The sequence below is a fragment of the Pseudomonas sp. MH10 genome (assembly GCF_034353045.1).
Lineage (GTDB): Bacteria > Pseudomonadota > Gammaproteobacteria > Pseudomonadales > Pseudomonadaceae > Aquipseudomonas.
On record NZ_CP133783.1, the window covers coordinates 4,614,981 to 4,637,305 of the forward strand.

Annotated in this window: 22 protein-coding genes and 1 pseudogene; 13 read left to right on the forward strand and 10 right to left on the reverse strand. The window is 55.0% G+C overall.

All coding sequences use genetic code 11. The features are described from left to right. Positions 1-85 precede the first annotated feature (85 nt). A complete protein-coding gene (gene proB, locus RHM59_RS20705) occupies positions 86-1,204 on the forward strand; it encodes a glutamate 5-kinase (protein WP_322171154.1) in 1,119 nt (372 codons plus the stop codon). Positions 1,205-1,232: 28 nt separating this feature from the next. Continuing rightward, positions 1,233-1,706: a CreA family protein gene (locus tag RHM59_RS20710; RefSeq protein WP_322285301.1), complete on the forward strand. Its 474-nt coding sequence runs from the start codon at positions 1,233-1,235 to the stop codon at positions 1,704-1,706. A gap of 80 nt (positions 1,707-1,786) precedes the next feature. Here the strand turns inward: RHM59_RS20710 and rpsT are convergent, their stop codons facing one another. Further along, positions 1,787-2,065, reverse strand: a complete 279-nt coding sequence (rpsT, locus tag RHM59_RS20715; protein ID WP_322166129.1) for a 30S ribosomal protein S20 — start codon at positions 2,063-2,065, stop codon at positions 1,787-1,789. 249 nt (positions 2,066-2,314) lie between these two features. On the opposite strand from rpsT, the gene murJ reads away from it, so the two are divergent. From murJ to ispH, 6 genes are all read left to right on the forward strand, one after another. Next, on the forward strand, positions 2,315-3,853 hold the full coding sequence (gene murJ / locus RHM59_RS20720) for a murein biosynthesis integral membrane protein MurJ (protein ID WP_322166128.1): 1,539 nt from the start codon (positions 2,315-2,317) through the stop codon (positions 3,851-3,853). 120 nt (positions 3,854-3,973) lie between these two features. After that, positions 3,974-4,900: a bifunctional riboflavin kinase/FAD synthetase gene (gene ribF, locus RHM59_RS20725; protein ID WP_322166127.1), complete on the forward strand. Its 927-nt coding sequence runs from the start codon at positions 3,974-3,976 to the stop codon at positions 4,898-4,900. A 35-nt stretch (positions 4,901-4,935) separates the two neighbouring features. Further along, entirely contained in the window at positions 4,936-7,767 is a 2,832-nt protein-coding gene (gene ileS, locus RHM59_RS20730; RefSeq protein WP_322285302.1) for an isoleucine--tRNA ligase, read from the forward strand. Continuing rightward, complete coding sequence (gene lspA, locus RHM59_RS20735) at positions 7,760-8,260, forward strand: signal peptidase II (RefSeq protein WP_322166125.1); 501 nt, start codon at positions 7,760-7,762, stop codon at positions 8,258-8,260. The genes ileS and lspA overlap by 8 nt, the downstream gene beginning before the upstream one ends. Continuing rightward, complete coding sequence (locus RHM59_RS20740; protein WP_322166124.1) at positions 8,253-8,720, forward strand: peptidylprolyl isomerase; 468 nt, start codon at positions 8,253-8,255, stop codon at positions 8,718-8,720. The genes lspA and RHM59_RS20740 overlap by 8 nt, the downstream gene beginning before the upstream one ends. 97 nt (positions 8,721-8,817) lie before the next feature. Beyond that, positions 8,818-9,765: a 4-hydroxy-3-methylbut-2-enyl diphosphate reductase gene (ispH, locus tag RHM59_RS20745; protein ID WP_322166123.1), complete on the forward strand. Its 948-nt coding sequence runs from the start codon at positions 8,818-8,820 to the stop codon at positions 9,763-9,765. 6 nt (positions 9,766-9,771) lie between these two features. Here the strand turns inward: ispH and RHM59_RS20750 are convergent, their stop codons facing one another. Next, positions 9,772-10,266, reverse strand: a complete 495-nt coding sequence (locus RHM59_RS20750; RefSeq protein ID WP_322184855.1) for a GspH/FimT family pseudopilin — start codon at positions 10,264-10,266, stop codon at positions 9,772-9,774. A gap of 206 nt (positions 10,267-10,472) precedes the next feature. Between RHM59_RS20750 and pilV (RHM59_RS20755) the strand changes: the two genes are divergently transcribed. The 4 genes from pilV (RHM59_RS20755) to RHM59_RS20770 all read left to right on the forward strand — a co-directional run bounded on the left by pilV (RHM59_RS20755) (position 10,473) and on the right by RHM59_RS20770 (position 12,617). Next, a complete protein-coding gene (pilV, locus tag RHM59_RS20755; RefSeq protein WP_322166121.1) occupies positions 10,473-10,934 on the forward strand; it encodes a type IV pilus modification protein PilV in 462 nt (153 codons plus the stop codon). After that, positions 10,931-11,611, forward strand: a complete 681-nt coding sequence (locus tag RHM59_RS20760; protein WP_322285303.1) for a pilus assembly protein PilW — start codon at positions 10,931-10,933, stop codon at positions 11,609-11,611. The genes pilV (RHM59_RS20755) and RHM59_RS20760 overlap by 4 nt, the downstream gene beginning before the upstream one ends. A 65-nt stretch (positions 11,612-11,676) precedes the next feature. Continuing rightward, a complete protein-coding gene (locus RHM59_RS20765; protein WP_416195033.1) occupies positions 11,677-12,201 on the forward strand; it encodes a PilX N-terminal domain-containing pilus assembly protein in 525 nt (174 codons plus the stop codon). Between the two features lie 29 nt (positions 12,202-12,230). Next, positions 12,231-12,617: a type IV pilin protein gene (locus RHM59_RS20770; RefSeq protein WP_322286734.1), complete on the forward strand. Its 387-nt coding sequence runs from the start codon at positions 12,231-12,233 to the stop codon at positions 12,615-12,617. Between the two features lie 46 nt (positions 12,618-12,663). Here RHM59_RS20770 and RHM59_RS20775 read toward each other — a convergent pair whose 3' ends face one another. From RHM59_RS20775 to RHM59_RS20800, 6 genes are read right to left on the reverse strand one after another with little or no spacing between them, the layout of a single operon-like run. Continuing rightward, positions 12,664-13,071, reverse strand: a complete 408-nt coding sequence (locus tag RHM59_RS20775) for a type IV pilin protein (protein ID WP_322166117.1) — start codon at positions 13,069-13,071, stop codon at positions 12,664-12,666. Between the two features lie 9 nt (positions 13,072-13,080). Further along, positions 13,081-17,406, reverse strand: coding sequence for a pilus assembly protein (locus RHM59_RS20780; RefSeq protein ID WP_322166116.1), 4,326 nt, complete (start codon positions 17,404-17,406; stop codon positions 13,081-13,083). A 24-nt stretch (positions 17,407-17,430) separates the two neighbouring features. Continuing rightward, positions 17,431-17,997, reverse strand: a complete 567-nt coding sequence (locus tag RHM59_RS20785) for a pilus assembly PilX family protein (RefSeq protein WP_322166115.1) — start codon at positions 17,995-17,997, stop codon at positions 17,431-17,433. Then, positions 17,994-18,794, reverse strand: a complete 801-nt coding sequence (locus tag RHM59_RS20790; protein WP_322166114.1) for a PilW family protein — start codon at positions 18,792-18,794, stop codon at positions 17,994-17,996. The genes RHM59_RS20785 and RHM59_RS20790 overlap by 4 nt, the downstream gene beginning before the upstream one ends. After that, entirely contained in the window at positions 18,794-19,285 is a 492-nt protein-coding gene (pilV, locus tag RHM59_RS20795; RefSeq protein ID WP_322285305.1) for a type IV pilus modification protein PilV, read from the reverse strand. Before pilV (RHM59_RS20795) ends, RHM59_RS20790 begins: the two co-directional genes overlap by 1 nt. A gap of 35 nt (positions 19,286-19,320) precedes the next feature. Beyond that, on the reverse strand, positions 19,321-19,788 hold the full coding sequence (locus tag RHM59_RS20800) for a GspH/FimT family pseudopilin (protein ID WP_322184865.1): 468 nt from the start codon (positions 19,786-19,788) through the stop codon (positions 19,321-19,323). A 345-nt stretch (positions 19,789-20,133) separates the two neighbouring features. On the opposite strand from RHM59_RS20800, the gene thiO reads away from it, so the two are divergent. Next, positions 20,134-21,240: a glycine oxidase ThiO gene (gene thiO, locus RHM59_RS20805; RefSeq protein ID WP_322166111.1), complete on the forward strand. Its 1,107-nt coding sequence runs from the start codon at positions 20,134-20,136 to the stop codon at positions 21,238-21,240. Positions 21,241-21,302: 62 nt separating this feature from the next. Here thiO and RHM59_RS20810 read toward each other — a convergent pair. Beyond that, positions 21,303-21,732: pseudogene (locus tag RHM59_RS20810) on the reverse strand (hypothetical protein). Next, positions 21,725-22,309 (reverse strand): transcriptional regulator, encoded by a 585-nt coding sequence (locus tag RHM59_RS20815; protein ID WP_416194726.1) that lies wholly within the window; start codon positions 22,307-22,309, stop codon positions 21,725-21,727. The pseudogene RHM59_RS20810 and the gene RHM59_RS20815 overlap by 8 nt, the downstream one beginning before the upstream one ends. Positions 22,310-22,325 lie beyond the last annotated feature (16 nt).

Below are 22,325 nucleotides of genomic sequence, written 5' to 3' on the forward strand. Positions count from 1 at the left end.
GGTGCAGTAAACTGAACGCCGCTATTATTAGCGGCGTTTTTGTATCTCGAATTAATCAAAATTCTCTGGCTAAGGTTGGAAGATGATGCGCAGCAAAGTGACAGGTGCCCAGCGCTGGGTCGTGAAAATCGGCAGCGCGCTGCTGACGGCTGACGGCAAAGGGCTGGATCGGACGGCAATGGCGGTCTGGGTCAAACAGATGGTGGCGCTGCAAGAAGCGGGCGTCGAACTGATTCTGGTGTCTTCCGGTGCTGTCGCCGCTGGCATGAGTCGTTTGGGTTGGACCGTTCGGCCCAGCGCCATGCACGAGCTGCAGGCTGCGGCCGCCATTGGCCAGATGGGGCTAGTACAGGCGTGGGAATCCAGCTTTGCTGAGCACGGCCGCCATACTGCGCAGATTTTGCTGACTCACGACGACCTGTCCGACCGCAAGCGCTACCTGAACGCTCGTAGCACTTTGCGCACGCTGGTCGACCTGGGCGTAGTCCCGGTGATCAACGAAAACGACACCGTGGTCACCGACGAGATTCGTTTCGGCGACAACGACACGCTGGCGGCGCTGGTGGCCAATTTAGTCGAAGCTGATTTGTTGGTAATCCTCACGGACCGCGACGGTATGTTCGATGCGGACCCTCGCAATAACCCCAATGCCAAGCTGATTCACGAGGCGCGTGCCGACGATCCGGCGCTGGACGCTGTCGCTGGCGGCACTGGCGGCGCACTGGGTCGTGGCGGCATGCAGACTAAGTTGCGTGCCGCGCGGCTGGCTGCACGTTCGGGCGCGTATACCGTGATTGTCGGCGGGTTGATTGATCGTGTCTTGGCGCGTCTTAAAGAGGGCGAGCAACTGGGCACATTGCTGTCTCCCGAGCGCGAAATGCTCGCGGCACGCAAGCAATGGCTTGCCGGGCATTTGCAAACCCGTGGCACCCTGGTGCTCGACGCGGGCGCGGTTGTGGCGCTGGCGGAGGGTCATCGAAGCTTGTTGCCAGTGGGTGTAAAGCTGGTCCAAGGCAGCTTTCGACGGGGCGAAATGGTGGTGTGTGTCGCTCCGGACGGTCGTGAAGTAGCTCGGGGCTTGAGTAACTACAGTGCGCTGGAAGCACAAAAAATAATTGGCCAGTCTTCTGATGCCATCGTTCGCGTGTTGGGCTACATGGCCGAGCCGGAGCTGGTGCATCGCGACAATTTGATTCTGGTCTGAGTGGCGACGCTTCATTAAGGAAGATGCTATGCGAATCGTATGTGGGTTGTTGGGTGTTTTGTTGGCTGTTCCGTTGCTGGCTTCGGCGGAAGAGATCGGTTCGGTGTCGACGGTGTTCAAGTTTGTCGGCCCGAACGACCGGATTGTGATCGAGGCGTTTGATGATCCCAAGGTCGAAGGCGTGACCTGTTACCTGTCCCGAGCGAAAACGGGCGGAGTGAAAGGTGGTTTGGGTCTTGCTGAAGACCGTGCCGAGGCATCCCTTGCGTGTCGTCAGGTGGGGCCGATCAAGTTTACGGAGCCGTTGAAGGACGGCGACGAGGTGTTTAAGGAGCGCACGTCGCTGGTGTTCAAAACCATGCAAGTGGTTCGTTTCCTCGACAAAAAGCGCAACACCTTGGTGTACCTGGTCTATAGCGACCGAATCATCGAAGGCAGCCCGCAAAACGCCGTGACCGCGATTCCGATCCTGCCATGGGTGTCTGCTCCGCCAGCGCAATAATCCCCTCAAGACGGTATCTACAGGTTTCTTCTGGGCAATAAAAAACCGACCCTAGGGTCGGTTTTTTAAAAGCTTATCGCTTAAGCAGCAACAGCAAGGTTCAGAGCCTTGACGTGACCGTTCAGGCGGCTCTTATGGCGAGCAGCTTTGTTCTTGTGGATGATGCCTTTATCGGCCATACGGTCGATGATTGGCACAGCCAGAACATAAGCAGCTTGCGCTTTTTCAGCGTCTTTTGCGTCAATGGCCTTAATTACATTCTTGATGTAAGTACGAACCATGGAACGCAGGCTGGCGTTGTGGCTGCGACGCTTCTCAGCCTGTTTTGCACGTTTTTTGGCGGAAGGTGTGTTGGCCACCGTCGAGCTCCTCGAAAGACTTGGGAATTAGCAAACAAAATAGGCCGCGAATCATGCCGACGAGTTGATGTCTTGTCAAGGGCAGATGATGCGTTCCGCTGAGTGGTGCTAATGCAACGCCGGGTTATTTATTTCCAGCGTGCGACCTGTAAACTCGCGGGCTTTGGCTCTGTGCTGCTGCGGCGCGGAGTATCGCATAAATGGACAGCCCAATGGCGGGTCCTTTAGCCAAGGCGCAAAACTCTTTCAATGAACCTACTCAGATCACTAGCTGCCGTCAGCTCTATTACGATGGTTTCCCGCGTTTTGGGCTTCGTGAGGGACACCATCATTGCGCGCACTTTTGGCGCAGGGATGGCGACGGATGCGTTTTTTATTGCGTTTAAACTGCCCAATCTGCTGCGTCGAATATTTGCCGAGGGCGCGTTCTCCCAGGCGTTCGTGCCGATTCTGGCTGAATATAAAAATCAAAAGGGCGAGGAGGCTGCGCGCACGCTGATCGCTTATGTCAGTGGTTTGCTGACGCTGGTATTGGCGGTTGTGACGTTAGTGGGGATCATCGCGGCACCCTGGGTGATTTGGATAACGGCCCCCGGTTTCGCCGATACGCCGGAAAAATTTGCCCTGACCACTGATCTGCTCCGGGTGACCTTTCCTTATATATTGCTCATTTCCTTGTCTTCGCTGGCCGGAGCGATCCTCAATACCTGGAATCGCTTCTCGGTGCCGGCGTTCGTGCCGACCCTGCTTAACCTCAGCATGATTGTGTTTGCGGTGTTCCTGACGCCGTATTTTCATCCGCCGGTCATGGTCCTCGGCTGGTCTGTATTGGTGGGGGGGTTGTTGCAGTTGCTGTATCAACTGCCGCACCTGAAGAAAATAGGCATGCTGGTCTTGCCGCGCCTGAATTTGCGGGACAGCGGCGTCTGGCGTGTCATGAAACAGATGCTACCGGCGATTCTCGGGGTCTCTGTCAGTCAGATTTCCTTGATCATCAACACCATCTTCGCTTCCTTCCTCGCAGCGGGTTCGGTCTCGTGGATGTATTACGCCGACCGCTTGATGGAGCTGCCTTCCGGGGTTCTCGGGGTAGCGCTGGGTACGATTCTGTTGCCGGTGCTGTCGAAAACCTATGCCAGCAAAGACCGCCATGAATATTCGCGGATTCTCGATTGGGGGCTGCGGCTGTGCTTCGTGTTGGTGTTGCCGTGCACCTTGGCGCTTGGCTTGCTGGCTGAGCCGCTGACAGTTTCGTTGTTTCAATACGGTAAGTTTGATGCATTCGACGCGTCAATGACTCAGCGCGCATTGGTCGCGTATTCGGTGGGATTACTGGGAATCATCGTTATCAAGGTGTTGGCGCCAGGGTTTTATGCGCAACAAAATATCCGTACCCCGGTGAAAATCGCTGTCTTCACCCTCATTGTTACTCAACTGCTCAACCTGGCCTTCATTGGCCCGCTGCACCATGCCGGTCTGGCGTTGGCGATCAGCGTCGGGGCGTGCATCAACGCCGGTCTGCTTTTTTACCAACTGCGTAAGCAGGATTTATTTCAGCCACAGCCCGGTTGGACGGCTTTTTTATCCAAGTTGATCGTCGCGGTGTTGGTCATGTCTGGTGTGTTGCTGGGGCTGATGCACTTGATGCCGGCGTGGGACCAAGGCGGCATGCTGGAGCGACTGCTTCGCTTGGGCGCACTGGTGGCGGCGGGTGTGGTGACGTATTTCGGTGTGCTGCTGCTGTTGGGCTTTCGTTTGAAGGACTTTGCTCGCAAGGCGATTATGTAAGCAAGATTCGTCGATTTTTCGCGTCCCAAGGCCATTGCATATGTTTTGCCTGGGACTGTTGCCTGTCGTACCGGGCCTGGTGTGGTTATAATCGGCCACTTTATGAGCAAGAAGCGCGTTATGCAGCTGGTTCGAGGCCTCCAAAATCTGCACCCCCAGCATAGGGGCTGTGTCGCCACTATTGGCAACTTTGACGGTGTTCACCGTGGTCACCAGGCTATCCTGGCGCGACTGCGTGAACGCGCCGTCGAGTTGGGCCTGCCCAGCTGTGTAGTGATTTTTGAACCGCAGCCGCGCGAGTTCTTCGCCCCCGAAACGGCGCCGGCACGCTTGACTCGCCTGCGTGACAAACTCGAATTGTTGGCGAAGGAGGGCGTTGATCTGGTGCTGTGCCTGGCCTTTAATCAACGCTTGAGAAAACTCAGTGCTGCCGAGTTTGTTAACACCATTCTGGTTGACGGCCTTGGCGTGAAGCATCTGGAAGTGGGTGACGATTTCCGTTTCGGCTGCGACCGGCTGGGTGATTTCGACTTTCTACAACAAGCAGGCGCGACCCAGGGTTTCACTGTGGAAGCGGCGCAGACGGTAGAAATTGATGGCGTTCGGGTCAGCAGCACGAAAGTTCGAGACGCCCTGGCCGCTGCAGATTTTGCATGGGCCGAGCGCTTGTTAGGCCGGCCGTTCCGAATTACCGGGCGCGTCTTGCATGGTCAGAAACTGGCCCGGCAGTTGGGAGCGCCCACCGCCAACGTACAACTCAAGCGTCGTCGCGTGCCGTTTACCGGGGTGTACCTAGTGAGCACGGAGATTGACGGCAAGACCTGGCCGGGGGTCGCCAATATTGGCGTGCGTCCAACCGTTGCCGGTGACGGCAATGCCCACTTGGAAATACATATTCTGGACTTTACCGGCGATCTCTATGACCGGCGTTTGACGGTGGCTTTCCACCAAAAGCTGCGTGATGAGCAGCGATTTGCCTCTCTGGAGGCGCTGAAGACGGCGATCAATGCGGATGTCGCCACCGCACGTGCCCATTGGCGCAAGTAACATCTGTAGCGCTAATCGCTAATTAAGAGCCTTAAATGACCGACTATAAAGCCACGCTAAACCTTCCGGACACCGCCTTCCCAATGAAGGCCGGCCTGCCACAGCGCGAGCCGCAAATTCTGCAGCGCTGGGACAGCATTGGCCTGTACCAGAAGCTGCGTGAGATTGGCAAAGATCGTCCAAAGTTCTTGCTGCACGACGGTCCTCCGTATGCCAACGGCAATATTCACATCGGTCACGCCGTTAACAAGATTCTCAAGGACATGATCATCCGTTCGAAAACCCTTTCGGGTTTCGACGCACCTTATGTTCCTGGCTGGGACTGCCACGGTCTGCCGATCGAACACAAAATCGAAGTCACCCATGGCAAGAACCTGCCTGCGGACAAGACTCGTGAACTCAGCCGTGCCTACGCTGCCGAGCAGATTGAAGGCCAGAAAGCGGAATTCATCCGTTTGGGTGTCTTGGGCGACTGGAACAACCCTTATCGCACCATGGACTTCGCCAATGAAGCCGGAGAAATCCGCGCCTTGGCTGAAATGGTCAAGGGCGGTTTCGTGTTCAAGGGCCTTAAGCCTGTGAACTGGTGCTTCGACTGCGGTTCGGCCCTGGCTGAAGCGGAAGTTGAATATCAGGACAAAAAGTCTTCCACTATCGACGTCGCGTTCCCCATCGCTGATGAAGCCAAGCTTGCCGCTGCGTTCGGTCTGCCAACGCTGGCCAAGCCGACCTCCATCGTGATCTGGACCACCACCCCGTGGACCATTCCGGCTAACCAGGCGCTGAACGTCCATCCAGAGTTCACCTACGCGTTGGTTGATGTGGGTGACAAATACCTGGTGCTGGCTGAAGAGCTGGTCGAGGCCTGCCTTGCCCGTTACAACCTGCAAGGTTCGGTGGTCGCTACCACCACCGGCGCACAGCTGGAACTGATTAATTTCCGCCATCCGTTCTATGACCGCCTGTCGCCGGTGTACCTGGCTGACTACGTCGAATTGAGCGCTGGTACCGGTGTGGTTCACTGCTCGCCGGCGTATGGTGTCGACGACTTTGTAATCAGCAAAAGTTACGGGCTGACCAACGACGACATCCTCAGCCCAGTGCAAAGCAACGGGGTGTATGTCGATTCGCTGGAGTTCTTCGGTGGCCAGTTCATCTTCAAGGCCAACCAGAACATCATCGACAAGTTGGCTGAAGTCGGCGCCCTGTTGGACACCGCAGTCATCACCCACAGCTACATGCACTGCTGGCGCCACAAAACCCCGCTGATCTACCGCGCCACAGCGCAGTGGTTTGTGGGTATGGACAAACAGCCGACCACGGGCGACACCTTGCGCAAACGCGCAATCAAAGCCATCGAAGACACCGCCTTCGTTCCGGCCTGGGGTCAGGCGCGTTTGCACTCGATGATCGTCAACCGTCCAGACTGGTGCATTTCCCGTCAGCGCAACTGGGGCGTGCCGATCCCGTTCTTCCTGCACAAGGAAAGCGGCGAGCTGCACCCACGCACGGTCGAGCTGATGGAAGAAGTCGCGCTGCGTGTTGAGAAAGAAGGCATCGAAGCCTGGTTCAAGATGGACGCGTCCGAGTTGCTGGGCGATGAAGCGCCGAAATACGACAAGATTTCCGACACGCTGGACGTTTGGTTCGACTCAGGTACCACGCACTGGCATGTTCTGCGTGGTTCCCATCCGATGGGCCACGAAAGCGGCCCTCGGGCTGACCTGTACCTGGAAGGCTCGGACCAACACCGGGGCTGGTTCCACTCCTCGTTGCTGACCGGTTGCATGCTCGACAACCACGCGCCGTACCGCGAACTGCTGACCCACGGGTTCGTGGTCGACGAGAACGGTCGTAAGATGTCGAAATCGCTCAACAACGTCGTCGCGCCGCAAAAGGTCAACGACTCTTTGGGCGCCGACATCATGCGTCTTTGGGTTTCGGCCACCGATTACTCGGGCGAAATGGCGGTTTCTGACCAGATTCTGCAGCGTAGCGCGGACGCCTACCGGCGGATTCGCAACACTGCACGCTTCCTGCTTTCGAACCTGACCGGTTTCAACCCGGCCACCGACATCTTGCCTGCCGAAGAAATGTTGGCGCTGGACCGTTGGGCGGTGGATCGCGCCTTGCTGCTGCAACGTGAGCTGCAAGAGCACTACGGCGAATACCGCTTTTGGAACGTGTATTCCAAGGTGCACAATTTCTGCGTGCAGGAGTTGGGCGGTTTTTACCTTGATATCATCAAGGACCGTCAGTACACCACGGCCGCCGACAGCACCGCGCGTCGCTCATGCCAGACGGCGCTGTTCCACATTTCCGAAGCGCTGGTGCGTTGGATAGCTCCGATCCTTGCCTTCACCGCTGACGAGCTGTGGCAGTACCTGCCAGGCGAACGCAACGAATCGGTGATGCTCAATACCTGGTACGAAGGTCTCAGCGAATTGCCAGAAGGCTTTGAGCTTGATCGCGCCTACTGGGAGCGGATCATGGCGGTGAAAGTTGCGGTCAACAAAGAGATGGAAAACCTGCGTGCAGCCAAAGCCATCGGCGGCAACCTGCAAGCAGAAGTAACCTTGTACGCTGAAGATTCGCTGGTCGCTGACCTGTCGAAGCTGAGCAACGAATTGCGTTTCGTGCTGATCACCTCCACCACTACCGTTGCGCCATTCATCGATGCGCCAGCCGACGCGGTTGTTACCGAAGTCGCTGGGCTGAAACTGAAAGTGGTCAAGTCGGGTCATCCGAAGTGCGCCCGTTGCTGGCACCACCGTGAAGACGTCGGGGTTGATCCTGAGCACCCGGAAATCTGTGGTCGTTGTGTCGATAACATCAGTGGCAAAGGCGAGGTGCGTCACTATGCCTAACGCAGGCCGCTTGAGCTGGCTCTGGTTGAGCGTGCTGGTGTTGGTCATTGACCAGATCAGCAAGTTCTACTTTGAGCACGGGCTGACGCTTTATCAGCAAATCATCGTCATTCCGAACTATTTCAGTTGGACCCTGGCCTATAACACCGGGGCGGCATTCAGCTTCCTCGCCGACAGCTCCGGCTGGCAGCGTTGGTTGTTCGCCTTGATCGCGGTAGTGGTCAGCGCGGTGCTGGTGGTGTGGTTGAAACGTCTTGGCCGGGGTGAAACCTGGCTGGCCGTTGCATTGGCGCTGGTTTTGGGGGGCGCCTTGGGCAACCTTTATGACCGTATCGTGCTGGGTCATGTTATCGACTTTATTCTGGTGCACTGGCAGAACCGCTGGTATTTCCCAGCGTTCAACTTTGCCGATAGCGCGATTACGGTAGGCGCAATTATGTTGGCGCTGGACATGTTCAAAAGTAAAAAATCTGGAGAACCCGTTCATGACTGAACAGTCGTTGGCCCAAGGCTCGTCGAACGAGCAACGCATCGGCCAGAACACGGAAGTCACCTTGCATTTCGCTTTGCGCCTGGAAAATGGCGACACCGTCGACAGCACGTTTGAAAAAGCGCCGGCCACCTTCAAGGTCGGCGACGGCAGCCTGTTGCCAGGTTTCGAACTGGCGATATTCGGCTTCAAAGCGGGTGACAAGCGCACTGTTGAAGTGTTGCCGGAAAACGCGTTCGGTCAGCCGAACCCGCAAAACGTCCAGGTCATTGCGCGCTCGCAGTTTGAGGGCATGGATTTGTCTGACGGCTTGTTGGTTATCTTCAACGACGCCGCCAACACTGAACTGCCGGGCATCGTCAAAGCGTTTGATGATGCTCAAGTGACCATCGACTTCAATCACCCGCTGGCCGGCAAGACACTAAGCTTCGAAGTGGAAATCTTCGAGGTCAAGGCGCTCTGAGTGTTCCGGGCCCTAATGATTGGCCTGGCCCTGTTTAACCAGGTTCAGGCCGAGCATGATGTCCTGTCACCCCAGCGTGTAGATAACGAGGCGCCCCATGCAAATCAAACTCGCTAACCCCCGTGGTTTCTGTGCTGGAGTGGACCGGGCGATCGAGATCGTCAATCGTGCCCTGGAAGTCTTTGGCCCGCCGATCTACGTGCGCCATGAAGTGGTACACAACAAATTTGTCGTCGAAGACCTCCGTGCCCGTGGCGCGATCTTCGTCGAAGAGCTGGATCAGGTACCTGACGACGTCATCGTAATTTTCAGCGCCCATGGCGTGTCTCAGGCGGTGCGCACTGAAGCCACCGGCCGTGGCCTGAAAGTGTTCGACGCCACTTGTCCGTTGGTGACCAAGGTTCACATCGAAGTCGCACGCTATAGCCGTGACGGCCGTGAGTGCGTTCTTATTGGCCATGAAGGCCATCCAGAAGTCGAAGGCACCATGGGCCAGTACGATGGCAGCAATGGCGGCGCGATTTATCTGGTGGAAGACGAAGAAGATGTCGCCAATCTTCAAGTGAACAACCCTGAAAGCCTGGCGTTTGTTACCCAGACTACGTTGTCCATGGATGACACGGGTCGGGTGATCGACGCCCTGCGCAAGCGCTTCCCGAGCATCGGCGGCCCGCGTAAAGACGACATCTGTTACGCCACGCAAAACCGCCAGGATGCGGTCAAGCAATTGGCCAGCGAGTGTGATGTGGTGTTGGTCGTTGGTAGTCCGAACAGCTCAAACTCTAACCGTTTGCGCGAATTGGCAGAGCGCTTGTCGACACCAGCCTACTTGATCGACGGCGCCGAAGACCTGCAGCGCAGCTGGTTTGACGGGGTGGAGCGGATCGGTATCACCGCAGGCGCCTCGGCCCCCGAAGTACTGGTGCGCGGCGTGATTCAGCAACTGCAAGCCTGGGGCGCGACCGGCGCTGATGAGTTGGCAGGGCGTGCAGAACACATCACCTTTTCGATGCCCAAAGAGTTACGGGTCAAATCGTTGTTGTGAGATCGATTAGCGGCATGGTCGCGGATGGGCTTGGTCGCTCTCCAATCGAACCCTGCCGCTGGCCGCAACCACGATCTGATAATGACTGATGGGCTTCTGTGTGTCGCAGACCAGCAATGTCCCGTTGCTGGTCAGGGCAGAACCTAAGCCATTGAACCGCACATAGGGTTTTCCTCGGAAATTACCGGTAATCGGTACTTTTCCGCCGCTGGCGTGCTCGCGCAATACTTCGCTGTACTCCCCACCCGCAGCTTTGTGCTCGAGCATAATCCGCCAGCCAACGCTCCAGTTGTCATCTATCGCATGAACCAAAACCGGTGTGTTGCGCAGGATCGCCTCGGTGCGCGCAGATCGAAGCGCACTGGTTAGTTGGTTAGCGACCTCCGTGCGCCGCTGAGACTCAACCAATTGCCCAAACCCCGGAACCGCCAGTTGCGCGGCGACGGCGATCAATGCCAAACCGGCCATCAATTGAATAAGACCCACACCTGTTTGCTTCATGCTCGGCGTCCTTGCGTGTCCATCAGGTTCGCTAGAAAACACCTGATTCGCTCTGGTTCCTAGCCCTTGGCTCGCTTGAATTGTCAGCCACTGTGTCGACGGAACGAACAGCTAAAGAGTTACAAATCAGGCCACACATCCGCACCCCGATTGCCGTTTTATCGACTTCACTGGTCGGACGAATTGGTTTTGGAGGGAGCCTACTGATGCGTGAGGGAAACGACTATGTTCAAACCGGAATGACGCTGATCGAGGTGCTGATTGCTCTGCTGATTCTCGCCATCGGTTTGCTGGGCGCGGCGGCGTTACAGCTCAATGCGTTGAAGTACACCGACAGCGCGATGCTCCACAGCCACGCCAGCTTCGTCGCCCACGACATGATGGAACGCATCCGCGCCAACCCGGATGTGGATTACACCCTGGCTTCGCTAGCGTCTGCGCCCCCAGTAGGCAATCTCGCGATGCCGCGCGACCAGGACCTGTTTGACTTCGCCACCAGCATCAATGCTTTCGCTGGCAACGATGCCGATGCCAGCATCGCGGTGATCGGGCGGGCCGTGGAAATCACGATCACCTGGAACGACTCCAGAGCCGCCAATGTACTCAACGAGCTGCAGACATTCAGGCTGAGCAGCCGCGTCGCGGTTGATGTAGGGGCGCGTCCATGAAGCAGGCGTCCGAGGGCTTCGGCCTGATCGAAATTATGCTGGCGATGACCCTAGGACTGGTTATTACCCTTGGCCTGACTCAGTTGTTCATCGGCGCCAAAAATACCTACATCAGCCAAAACGCCTCGGCATTCATGCAAGAAGATGCGCGATTTCTACTGAGCAAAATGCTTCAGGAAATTCGCATGGTGGGCATGTTTGGTTGCCTGCAGACGATAGAGGATTCCGGCAGAGGCTTTTCTGCAGCACGGCAAACGCCGATCCGCTGGAACAACGCCAAACACACCTTGACCTTGGTGACCGCTGATGTCGGCACCACCGGCGGTAAAGCCGACTGGGTCGTATTATCCGACTGTGAGTCCTCCGCCACCGCTTATGCCGGAGACCGTGAGCCAGGCCCCGGCCAATTGAAATTCCCGATCCGCCAAATCACCTACGCCTACGACCGTCGCGGCGGTGAAATCAGCGGACTGATCAAAAACGTCAGCGCGTTCTCGGTGTTGTTTGGCGTGGCCAATACGGTTGAAGACACACCGGTTTCACGCTACGCCGCCAACCCTGCCGATCCCAGACTAATTAGAAGCGTTCGTCTGAGTCTTACCCTGAGCGATCCAGCCAAGCGGGTTGAAGACCAGACGTTCACAGTCGTCGCCGCACTGCGAAACAGGCTCGGATAGGTGAGAAGCAACAACACAATCCCTGTAGTAGCCAACATGTGCCGTTGAAATACTCGTATTTATTAATGAGTGAAGTCTTCATGAATATCCACAGCCAACACGGCATGGTGTTGTTAATCAGCTTGGTTTTTCTGCTGTTGATTAGCCTGATCGGCGTTTCATCCCTGCAAAACGCCGCCCTTCAGGAAAAAATGGCCGGGAGCGTAAAGCTACGTGATCAGTCATTTCAAGCAGCAGAAGCGGCGTTGCGAATCGGCGAATCGGCGGTGCAACAACCGGGTTACTCGCTGGCGCGCTGCATAGTCGTCACCACCTGCGCGCCTCCGCCTGAGGCGTTCGACATTACTGCACCCGGATCGAACCCGACTTCCGGCGTGACTTGGAGAGCTGTAAATGGAGGGTTCTACGCCGTGCAAAACTTCGCCGAAACAACTGAACCGGTAAACGTACCACTGCCAGCAGAAGGGAAGGAGCCGAAAGTATGGACCTTGTATCGAATAACCGGCGTGGGCATCCAAGGCAACTCCAGAACAGTGTTGGAAAGCGTCTACGTGTTCGGGCGCCGCATTATGTGGCGGCAAATACAGTGAGTCGCCAATGCGGCTTAACCCTGATCGAAATGATGATTGTCATCGCAATAGTCGGCATCCTCGCCGCCGTCGCTTATCCCAGCTACACCGAGTACCTGAAACGGGCTCACCGCTCGGAGATCGCTGGGTTGCTGACCGACACGGCGCAACAGCTGGAACGGTTTTATTCACGCAATGGGCAGTATTCGGATGTTACGGGGCCGCCTGCTGTGGGGTTGGAGATTACGCAGGGAAATCGGGTGTATACCGTGGCGGCGGAGCGGGGGATTCAGTCATTTACGCTGACTGCGATGCCTATTGCGACGGGGGTGATGAGTGGGGATAAGTGTGGGGGGTTTTTGATGGATAACGTGGGTAAACGCGACAACTTAAACTTGGCCGGTGGAGCTACGTCCACACAGTGCTGGGGCCATTAACCCGTTCAAAAGCCCAGCGGAAGGCTGGGCTTTTGAACTGGAAAATCTATTGCCAGCAGCTCGCGGTAACCGGTGATTTGACACCCGTTTGATCAGTGCTCAATGTCCCGCAGCTATCACTTGACTGCGCACCTTGTGGAACGACCTGAAGAGAATAGGTCGTGGCGCCTGGGATGCCGTTAAAGCTGATGATATATTTTCCGCTTGGGGAGGTGGCATTGGTAATGCCTATGGCGGCCAAATTAGACGCCGAATAATTGCTGTTTTGAGCATAGTAGCGCTCCATCCGAGCGACCCCGTCAGCCAGCTGTGCAATCCCTTCCGAGCGATAACCATGCAGTGCATGCGCGGTATAGCTCGGGTAGGCAATCGCAGCAAGGATGCCAATGATTGCCACGGTGATCATCAATTCTATCAGCGTAAAACCGTGCTGGCCTTTCGTGTCATTGCGCATGCTTAGTTCCTAAGGCGAGGGGATAACGCGCCAAGTTTGGCGGCCATTATAAAATGTTCCGCCGTTATAGTTAGTGCCAATGCCACCGCCACTATTAAAAAGTGTCCCGGTGAGCGATCCATTGTTTGCGCCAGAAGTCACGGTAAAACCACCTGCGCCAGTACTGAAAGCACTGACAACGGTTGAATTGTATTTGTCGGTGCTGGTAATGGTTCCATTTTGGGAAAGGTTGAATACCGTAAAGTTGGTTCGGCCGCCGGTCGTTGGATCCAGGCCATAGGTCCATCCGATTAGACCCGGTGAACAAATATCAGTGCTGGGTGTACGTGTAGAGGCAAGCAGTACACTGCCAGAAATGATCAGCGGATCAACTATCCGCTCGCCCAGTAAGGAGCTGCTGGCGGTCAGATCCAGATACCAGCCAAATTTTGTCGTCCAATCCACGGTGTTATTACTGATAATCCGAATAGCCGTTGTGATGCCGTTAAATGTAGCACTGTTATCCTGCGTCGTAATCGTTTGGGCTTGTAGGCTGGCCCGCGCAAGGTTAGGGGTGCTCGCGGTACTCGGTTGTTTATCCCAAATGCCATATAACGTCTGGAGATCTGTATTGGCCTTGTCTGCGGTCGTGAAATAGCGGCCGGTCCCGAAGATCACCAGAGTGCCCACTCCGCTTGGGTGAGCCACGACCACGGGGGGGGCTGTAATGGATTGAACTGCTGAACCCGCTGTGTCGCTCACCGTCGCCTTATAAAGGGGGGTGGTGCCACCAAAGGAAATGGCGAAGCTACTAGAGCTGCTGCCAAGAAAGTCGAATCGCCATAGATTACCGAGCAGATCGCCGGCGTATACATAGTCAGCGATGCCGTCGGAGTTCGAGTCCAATATCACCGGTGACGACAGGCCATTGTTACCGCCGATGGGTGTCTTTATTTCGGTCACGAGGCCGGTGCCAACGTCGATAACGAATAGCGCTGCCACGCCATTGTTGCCGCTGTAACCATTGCCTACGACGACGCCCCAGTTTCCTGAATTCAGCCTGGCAATGACCGGCGTAGAGAAGCTGTAGCCCAAATCGGAATTCGCTTGGGAGGTGAACTCCCAAAGCAGGGTGATGTTGTCCGGATCGGTGACGTCCAAGGCGAATATCTCACGCCCGCCGCCGCCCAGCGTACCGATCAAAACGGTGTGCCACGCTCCGCTGAAGTAGACGTCTGAAGTAACCGGTGTGCCGTTAACAAAATATCGATGCAGCGAGGGGTCTGAATTATAGGTGCTGGCACTTAACTTGCTGAGGTTGGGGATCACGGCGGTTGGGATGAAGGCAAACTTTTCGACACCGGTAGTGGTGTCGAATGCGTGCAACATACCGTCGTTGGCGCCCACATATACTTGACCGCGGCGGGTGGTTTGGGTGGTTTTGAACGTCGAGTAGGCACCCACTGGCCCACTCAAGGTTTCTGCAACCGAGGGAACGAAGTTGGCGGTGCTGACGATCACAGGTGCAGAGTCTACGATGTCGCCTATCAATGAGGCTCGTTTGCGATAGGTCGATATCTCATTGCTGGTGTCGCCACGAATGAAGTCGACTTGTGCTGAGGTCAACGTGCCCATCGGGAGATTAGCAAAGGAGAAGCTCTGCAGGGCTGTACCGGTCGAGTTAGCCATTTTGATCTGTCTCGAGCCCCACGGCGGCACTTGTTGGCTGGCCACCCAGTTGATCGCCGAACTCGTCGTAATACTTGTTCCCACCGTCGTGGTCGTAAAGGTTGTTTTGGTCAGGTCTCCACTCCAGTAGGCGACGTTCATGCTGTTCACGTAAGTGGAATTAGAGCTGCTGGTGCCTAGTGTCTGCAATACTGCCGGTGCGCTGACTGAACTATTTGTTTGCAAAATTTGATTAAAGGCTTTGGACAGTTGAGCTTTTAACGTAGAGGCGTTGGTGACCAAAAAGTAGTTGTTAGGTGTCTTAGCCGTGTTCGAGTCCCACTGTCCAGAGACTGGCAAGCTGCTGGACGTATTGGTCGAGTTACCGAATCCGCCCCACTTGGCGGCGTACCAGAGTGGATTTTGCAGGTTGGTGACAGCGCTCGTCGATGACGCGGAGAAGTTGCGTGTATGGCTAGTGCTCGCGATACCGTTGATTGTTACGGGGACGCTGTTAGTCAGCATACCGGGTAATTGGCTGGTTGTACCCGTGCACGGGCATTGGCCGGGTAAATTCGTTCCAGGCGTGTCCAGCGCGTAGTTGTTTGTAGTGGTTGAGCCCCCTCCACCCCTTACTTCCATGTAGATGCCATCATGCGTAGTACCAGAGATGGTATAACCCATGTGCGATTCGTAGCCCGCAGCCGAGTAAGTTGTCTGCAGCGTAACATCCAGCGTCCCGAGTGCATTGACCGCTACCGTATAAAGCACGATGGCGTCCATATCAAAGTCGCAACCTTGGGTGCAATCGTCGTACACAACCCGGAAAACAGCTTGTGCCCGGCCTCCGTTCACGGTTGTGTCGAAGGGTTGGCCAGGCATGTTATAGAGCGAATCTATGTAGAAACCACTGAAGCGTTCAGTCGCGAAGTTGGGGGCGGTGCTGACAACTTTACCAAAAGGTACTAGCGTAATGATGCCGCTGCCGAGGGGTATTTGAATCCGCGGTAACGTCGAGGAGAGGGCAATAGAAAACGTTTGAACTTTTTGATTGCCAATCGATGTGATGGGATTGGTGTTAGCATAATAAGCAACTGCTGCTGCATCATAAGTCCCCTGTCTCGTAGGTTCATCCGGAAGCCCACGTATGCTACCGAAGCTTGATGCGGTCTTGGCGGTAGGCGCGGAATCGTTAAGAGTCGGCACTTCACCGATATTGATACTTGCGCTACCCCCTATCTCGTTGTTCCATATGGTGCTGCCCAAGGTTGAAACGTTCAGCGACGTTAAGGCAGTGGTCGCCGTCGGAAGACCGGTGGTAGCAAAGCTACTACCAGGGAGGTCCGAGTCATAACTTGGGTTTACGTCGCTGAATAAGGTCTCAAACGGTTTGGAACAGCTAGGGTAAGTAGGGGGGGTAGCATTCGCGTCCGGTGTACTAGAGTAAGGGTTTGTCCAACTGCTCAACCCGCTAAGACCGAGTGCCGTATCAGCTGCACCGGAAAGATAGCCATTGGTGGGAGTTACAGTGCCACTAAAGTAGCGCATTGTTTCATACATCATTTCTGCCAGTGGATTTCCCGCGTTTGGGCAGGTTGAGTTTAGCGGGATGGTGATAGAGGGGCACGTGAGAGGGCTTAATATTAAGCCGTCGAGTGTCCCGATGATGGCACCTTTAGTATAGGTTGAGCCCGTTTGGGTCCCGAAAATACCAGTGGAGGAATCAATTTCGCTGGCAAAGCTGCCCATAGCTTTGCGCAGGGCTCCGCCTTGTAGATTGTTCGTGTAAGTGCCGGTCATCAGACCAAAGTACATCTGATTGCCCTCACCGTAATCATGAAGGATGCCAGTGGGCTTGTATTGGCCATTCGGATACAGCTTGCAATTTGTTTCCAAAAAGCCGGTTTTACAGGCCTCTACCCTGACGGCAAAGTCAACGGGGGCGACAGTAATATCGACGAGGCTTGTGTTGGTGGCGGTGGTTCCGCCCTCAACAACTTCCCGGGAAACCCAGCCAAATATACGGACGTTGGCAATATTGGGAAGCACCCTTAGCAGTGGAGGGTACTGGGCTTCAACGGTGCCTTGGCTGTTGTTTGCAAAAAGTGTGTAGTTGCCGGAAGAGGGGTTCGAATAAGGTGTGTAGTCGGAGAGATTGTAGCCATCTACTGTCAGGCTATTATATTCCTTGCCCCAGGTTTGGGCGTTCGTGGATATATAGGCCCTGGACAGGATGGTTTGTGTTGCGGTGTCGACATAGCGATAGCCGCCATACAGTACTTTTCGTAACGCGTCGGCCCTGGAAGTGGTCAGGTAATTGAGGTAGTCGCCGCTCCAGTTACCACTGCATTTTTTAGTGACGGTAATCGATGTTGGAGAAAAATAACTACCCCCGTAGGTGTAGCATTTTCCCGAATCGAAATAACCCAAGTAGGTGATTGACGGTTTGTAGCGGATGTCGATAGACCCATCACCGTCCAGATCGGAGGCATCGTTATAGGCCGGAAAAAAAAGCTTGTTGTCGCGTTCTACCAGCAGCATGTTTAACGGCGGAACGGCGGCGTTCACGAAGTTTGGCAACTGCGCGGGGACTTGGCTGATGGTGGCCGCTTCTGTCGTTGAGCCGTTAAAAATAAGCAAACCGGTCAGTGCGATGAAAATACTGTGAATTTTTTTTAAGCAAGTCATGGGTTATCCAGTATTGGCATCTACTTAGGGGTAATAACGGGCGATCACTGTACGCAAGATGACGCGTTGAGTCGTGGTATCACTGGTGCACAATACGGTAGACGCGCATGCATTGACTTCGTAGTACCAAGCGCCACACCCTTTGATTGCACAGCTATTCTGGCTTTTGCCGTCCAACATTCCAAGTTGTACGACGTACCATTGAATTTTCGTATTGTATGCCGTCGCGGCGGTGGCCATGTTTGTAGCGTTAGCCGCTACGAATTGGCTAGGTGTATCGACGCTGGAAGTTGCCGTAAGCTCAGACTGCACCCACGGTAGGCAGGTTGTTGTCGTGCAGGTTTTAACCGATGTGGGGGCTACGGTCGTGCCGATACTTAGCTCTCCCATGCGTAGACCCGCTTCCGCTGCGCTCCTCAGGGTCTTTTGCTGTTTTAGATTGGCCGTGATGCGAGACTCAAGCGATACTCCGCGCATGCTGGAAATGGCCAAAACAGTAATGATCAGCAGAAATATAATGGCAACTACCAACGTTATACCCGCCTGTTGGCGCGCCATGGGGAAATGGGTCGAGCGCAAGGACACGTTCATTGCATCTGATTCCTGATCATGATGGTGTCCTGCACGATCTGGTAAATCTTGGTGTTATCGGCAATGGTCCCGCTAAAACGAGTATTCCAGTCTGACAGGGCTTTGGGTACATCAGTGGTGTCCCGAATGCTTGATGAGCCGCTCTGCATAAGGGCGGCATAGCGGACCGCACCTATCGTCTGAGCGTTACTGGGGCTGGGGCCAAAGACGGTCACTGTCTTAGAGCTGTCCTTGCCAATGCCATTGCTGGAACCGTAATCGAAGCGGAGATCGGCCACCCCCGTCACCATTTGTTGAGTGATGCCCCCTGTCGTGCACGTTATCGAGTTTGTTGTGGTATCCAGCGCGATTTGCTCAACAATCACAGGATTGGCTTGCATGTAGGGTGTCACGATGGCGCCTAGGTTTGTGCTCGACAGCGGCGTACCTTGACAGGTCACGTCGGCTTTATTGCTGGCCTCATACTGAATACACAGCGCTGTGGCTGAAATGGCGACCACGGAGACGCCCGCAGGGAAATTGCAGCCTGAAACCGAGGTGTTAGTGATTTGCGCGGTCGGCAGACTTCGATAGCCCGCTTTCGACAGTTCCTGTCCCAGCACAGCAAGTGCGAAGCGACCATTTTCCCCATTGCCAAGCTGGCTCTGCTGAAACAGATAACTTTTCTGATTGGTGATAAAAATTTGGGTAATACCCAGGATTAAGAAACAGCCAATGGTCATGGCAACCATCAGCTCAATCAACGAAACGCCCCGCTGATAAGGGTAAATATTATTTTTTTTAGGATTTAAATTCATCACCGCCGCGTCCTGATTTTGTATGTACAGGTCGTACTGCTGTTTGAGGGGTCCATACAATCACCCGCCGTTTTGACGGTCCATGAGAGTTGTATCTCTATTTCGCTCCCCGTACCGCAACTTGACGCGGTTACATCGCCTGGCGTTGCACTGTTACAGACGTAAAAACCAGTTTTCAATAGCGCGCTAGCGCCCGGTAGGGCATTGCCCGCTTGAACTGCCCAGCAGCCGACTTGATCATTAAAACTGATGGGCGTAGGGATACAGGCAGAGGGGACGGTTGGAAACGAAGCACCTGGTAACTTCTGACAACTACCGATGGTGCCGCAATTCGGGTTGCTCCTGATCAGCTCCAGCAAATCATCTGCGAGCATGATGGCAGTATTTCGCTGCGCGGAATCCTGAGTGTAAGGAATCGCTTTGCTTTGCAGGCCTACCATGCCTAATACACCCACAACGATGACGAGCAGGCTGACCAGCACCTCAATCATGCTGAACCCTGAGGATTTAGTGGGAATGCCTGTTATCAATTGCACTCTCCCGTTGCTGGCAGTGTTGTAGACGGAACACTGATACGGCCGCTCCCGAGCACGCCAACATACTGGGTTTTAATCGACGTGTCCCCGGTATAAGTGAAGGTGAAGCAAGTAGCCGGCGAGGCGCTGCCGGTGGGCGAGAAGACGATACTGCCTATCGGAGTAGTGATTGCCACCCCTGTTTGAAGGCCGCCCGTGCCAATCTCTCTGAGTACAGTGCCCTGATTGGTAAGGATCACTTTGATGTCGCCATTCCAAGCGGAGTTACTAGAGCCCGCCGCCAACATCGTGATCCCCGTACCGCGTGTCGCTGCTTCTGCGCGCGAATACTGCAGCAGGTCGTAAAACTCATTGGCTGTGGTGGTCACGTTGTTTTTGTGGATCAGGCTGCTGAAGCTGGGGATTGCGAGCGCCGCAAATATTCCGACGATGACCACGACAATCACTAACTCAATCAAGGTGAACCCACAGCTACCCTGGTGTAAACATGGACTATGAAGGCCACGATGCGCCTTTGACTGCCTGACGCGAGAGCCGAAATCCATTACGAAAATTCCATTTTTGCCGTTGGAAATATCGTGATACTACTCAACTTTAAAGTCGTTATCTAATAGATGTCCGGGCTTTTCGGCAGACCAGTGGCACTTTGATGCTTTTCGCTGAGTAACGTTGTCGCACCCTACTACGACAGGGTCGAAAAAACCGCCACAGTCTGCGACGATAACTGACTGTGTAAATGACGATCCCGGCGTTTTTAACACCCAGTACTGACGCCGTTTCTCTTTCCTTTTTGCGTTGAGTCCATGATGTCCAAGCAACAGGTAGTCATTGTCGGCGGTGGTGTGATCGGTCTGTTGACCGCATTCAATCTGGCCGCAGAGGTAGAAAGCGTGGTCCTGCTGGACCGTTCCGATGTCGGGCAGGAATCGTCTTGGGCGGGGGGCGGAATTGTTTCGCCGCTTTATCCGTGGCGCTACAGTTCGGCGGTGACAGCGCTGGCGCATTGGTCGCAGGATTTTTACCCGCAGTTGGCGGCGCACTTGTTTGAGACCACGGGCGTTGACCCCGAGGTTCACACCACCGGTCTGTACTGGCTCGATCTGGACGACGAAAAAGAAGCGTTGGAATGGGCTGCGAGTGCAAATCGGCCGTTGAGTGCGGTAGATATTTCTACGGTGTATGAAGCGGTTCCGGTCATGGGTCGCGGGTATTCCAGTGCGATTTACATGGCTGACGTTGCCAATGTGCGCAACCCACGCTTGGTGAAATCGCTACGGGCGGCTCTGTTAGCGTTGCCCAATGTCACCCTTCATGAGCACTGTGAAGTCAGCGGTTTTATCCGTGATGGCGACACCGTTCTTGGCGTCAGCACCGCCTCTGGCGACATACTCGGTGACCGAGTGGTGTTGGCGGCCGGCGCGTGGAGCGGAGAATTGTTGAAAACGCTAGGCCTTGCGCTGCCTGTCGAGCCGGTCAAGGGCCAAATGATTTTGTACAAATGCGCGGCGGACTTCCTCCCGAGGATGATTCTCGCCAAAGGCCGCTACGCGATTCCGCGCCGCGATGGCCACATCCTGGTCGGCAGCACCCTGGAGCATGAAGGCTTCGACAAGACTCCAACCAGCACCGCACTTGAAAGCCTCAAAGCGTCCGCCGAGGAACTGATCCCGGCGCTGGCCGGTGCCGAAGTGGTTGGGCATTGGGCAGGGCTGCGGCCGGCGTCGCCCGAAGGCATTCCGTTTATTGGCCCGGTGCCGGGATTTGCTGGCTTGTGGTTGAACTGCGGGCACTACCGAAATGGCTTGGTGCTGGCGCCGGCTTCTTGCCGCTTGTTAACTGATTTGCTGGCGGGCAGGGCACCGATTATTGATGCGGCGCCGTATGCACCGCAGGGTCGGCTTTTGGGGTGACTGAGTGCCCTCTTCGATTTGTCGCGAGCACCGGTTTTATTGCGAGGTTTTAAGCTGTGGGTCTAGCTGGCTTGACTCACAGCGTGGTCCACCCGCTCCAATAAAGCGTCAGTTGCCCTAAGCAATTCTGCGAGCAAAGGTTCATCAACTGCCATGTACCCTTCGTATTCGGCTAAGTTTCGCCGATCATGGCACAGGGCAAAAAGTCGGGTCTGACCTTTGTCCAGTTCTAACGTGTGCACAAGGCATTGAAAAACCAGATAGCGGCGATCTGATCTGTAACCGCAAAGTCGAAGGGCTGTTAGGGCCAACGCGTGCGCTGCGTTGTAGGCAAGATCAAAGCGACTCGCGAACGACAGCGTAGAATTATGCGCATCTTTCAATCGGTCTGCGGCGGAGCTGAGCAGCCCCCGCGCATTCTCTTTGGTCCTTCGGTTCTGCTTTTAAGCCGCCGCTACGAACCAAATTTCCCAAACTGTCTTCATTACCCATCCTTAGGCTCCTTTGGATTGCTTCCTATGATATTTATTTTTTCTTGTTGCTCAACGCGCAAAACGAAGCTGTTGGAGGATTCAAGCTTGGTTTGCCAATCAGCAAGGGTGTAAAGCGTGGGGTTGATGGTCCTTCCGGTTTGTTCTTCCAGTGGTATCAACAGCTCCATGACATCGCCGTATTGCAATGATTCGCCAATCAGCATTAGGTCTATGTCACTCGTGGATCTTTCATTGCCTTTCGCGATAGATCCGTAAATGAATGCCCATCTCAGTTGGTCCGCAATGGGTGATAAGGCCAAGCGTATCAATCCAGCAATCCCGAACGTTTTACGAACGATACCCATTAGCTCTGAATAGATCGGGCAATCCGGGTTGGCTTGATAGTGGACCTGATTTCCCTGCCTGCGAATGGAAAGAATTCCCGCGCCGTGCAAGCGAGACAGTTCGCGAACCAAGCTACCCTTGCCAACGCTCGCCCAACGAACAATTTCATTAGTGAAGAAACTTTCGTCAGGCTTGCCATATAGCAACCCCAGCACTTTTTGCTGTGTTGTCGTGAACAGCGCATCACCCAATGAAGTAGAAATAATG

What these genes read in the sequence shown, in the direction of transcription:
- pilV (WP_322285305.1), bottom strand. Translation starts at nt 19,285, where the DNA reads ATGATTGAGGTGCTGGTCAGCCTGCTCGTCATCGTTGTGGGTGTATTA.
- murJ (WP_322166128.1), top strand. Translation starts at nt 2,315, where the DNA reads ATGAACCTACTCAGATCACTAGCTGCCGTCAGCTCTATTACGATGGTT.
- RHM59_RS20790 (WP_322166114.1), bottom strand. Translation starts at nt 18,794, where the DNA reads ATGAATTTAAATCCTAAAAAAAATAATATTTACCCTTATCAGCGGGGC.
- RHM59_RS20770 (WP_322286734.1), top strand. Translation starts at nt 12,231, where the DNA reads ATGATGATTGTCATCGCAATAGTCGGCATCCTCGCCGCCGTCGCTTAT.
- RHM59_RS20775 (WP_322166117.1), bottom strand. Translation starts at nt 13,071, where the DNA reads ATGCGCAATGACACGAAAGGCCAGCACGGTTTTACGCTGATAGAATTG.
- ileS (WP_322285302.1), top strand. Translation starts at nt 4,936, where the DNA reads ATGACCGACTATAAAGCCACGCTAAACCTTCCGGACACCGCCTTCCCA.
- pilV (WP_322166121.1), top strand. Translation starts at nt 10,473, where the DNA reads ATGCGTGAGGGAAACGACTATGTTCAAACCGGAATGACGCTGATCGAG.
- RHM59_RS20710 (WP_322285301.1), top strand. Translation starts at nt 1,233, where the DNA reads ATGCGAATCGTATGTGGGTTGTTGGGTGTTTTGTTGGCTGTTCCGTTG.
- RHM59_RS20750 (WP_322184855.1), bottom strand. Translation starts at nt 10,266, where the DNA reads ATGAAGCAAACAGGTGTGGGTCTTATTCAATTGATGGCCGGTTTGGCA.
- RHM59_RS20780 (WP_322166116.1), bottom strand. Translation starts at nt 17,406, where the DNA reads ATGACTTGCTTAAAAAAAATTCACAGTATTTTCATCGCACTGACCGGT.
- RHM59_RS20760 (WP_322285303.1), top strand. Translation starts at nt 10,931, where the DNA reads ATGAAGCAGGCGTCCGAGGGCTTCGGCCTGATCGAAATTATGCTGGCG.
- ispH (WP_322166123.1), top strand. Translation starts at nt 8,818, where the DNA reads ATGCAAATCAAACTCGCTAACCCCCGTGGTTTCTGTGCTGGAGTGGAC.
- RHM59_RS20765 (WP_416195033.1), top strand. Translation starts at nt 11,677, where the DNA reads ATGAGTGAAGTCTTCATGAATATCCACAGCCAACACGGCATGGTGTTG.
- lspA (WP_322166125.1), top strand. Translation starts at nt 7,760, where the DNA reads ATGCCTAACGCAGGCCGCTTGAGCTGGCTCTGGTTGAGCGTGCTGGTG.
- thiO (WP_322166111.1), top strand. Translation starts at nt 20,134, where the DNA reads ATGATGTCCAAGCAACAGGTAGTCATTGTCGGCGGTGGTGTGATCGGT.
- RHM59_RS20785 (WP_322166115.1), bottom strand. Translation starts at nt 17,997, where the DNA reads ATGAACGTGTCCTTGCGCTCGACCCATTTCCCCATGGCGCGCCAACAG.
- proB (WP_322171154.1), top strand. Translation starts at nt 86, where the DNA reads ATGCGCAGCAAAGTGACAGGTGCCCAGCGCTGGGTCGTGAAAATCGGC.
- ribF (WP_322166127.1), top strand. Translation starts at nt 3,974, where the DNA reads ATGCAGCTGGTTCGAGGCCTCCAAAATCTGCACCCCCAGCATAGGGGC.
- RHM59_RS20740 (WP_322166124.1), top strand. Translation starts at nt 8,253, where the DNA reads ATGACTGAACAGTCGTTGGCCCAAGGCTCGTCGAACGAGCAACGCATC.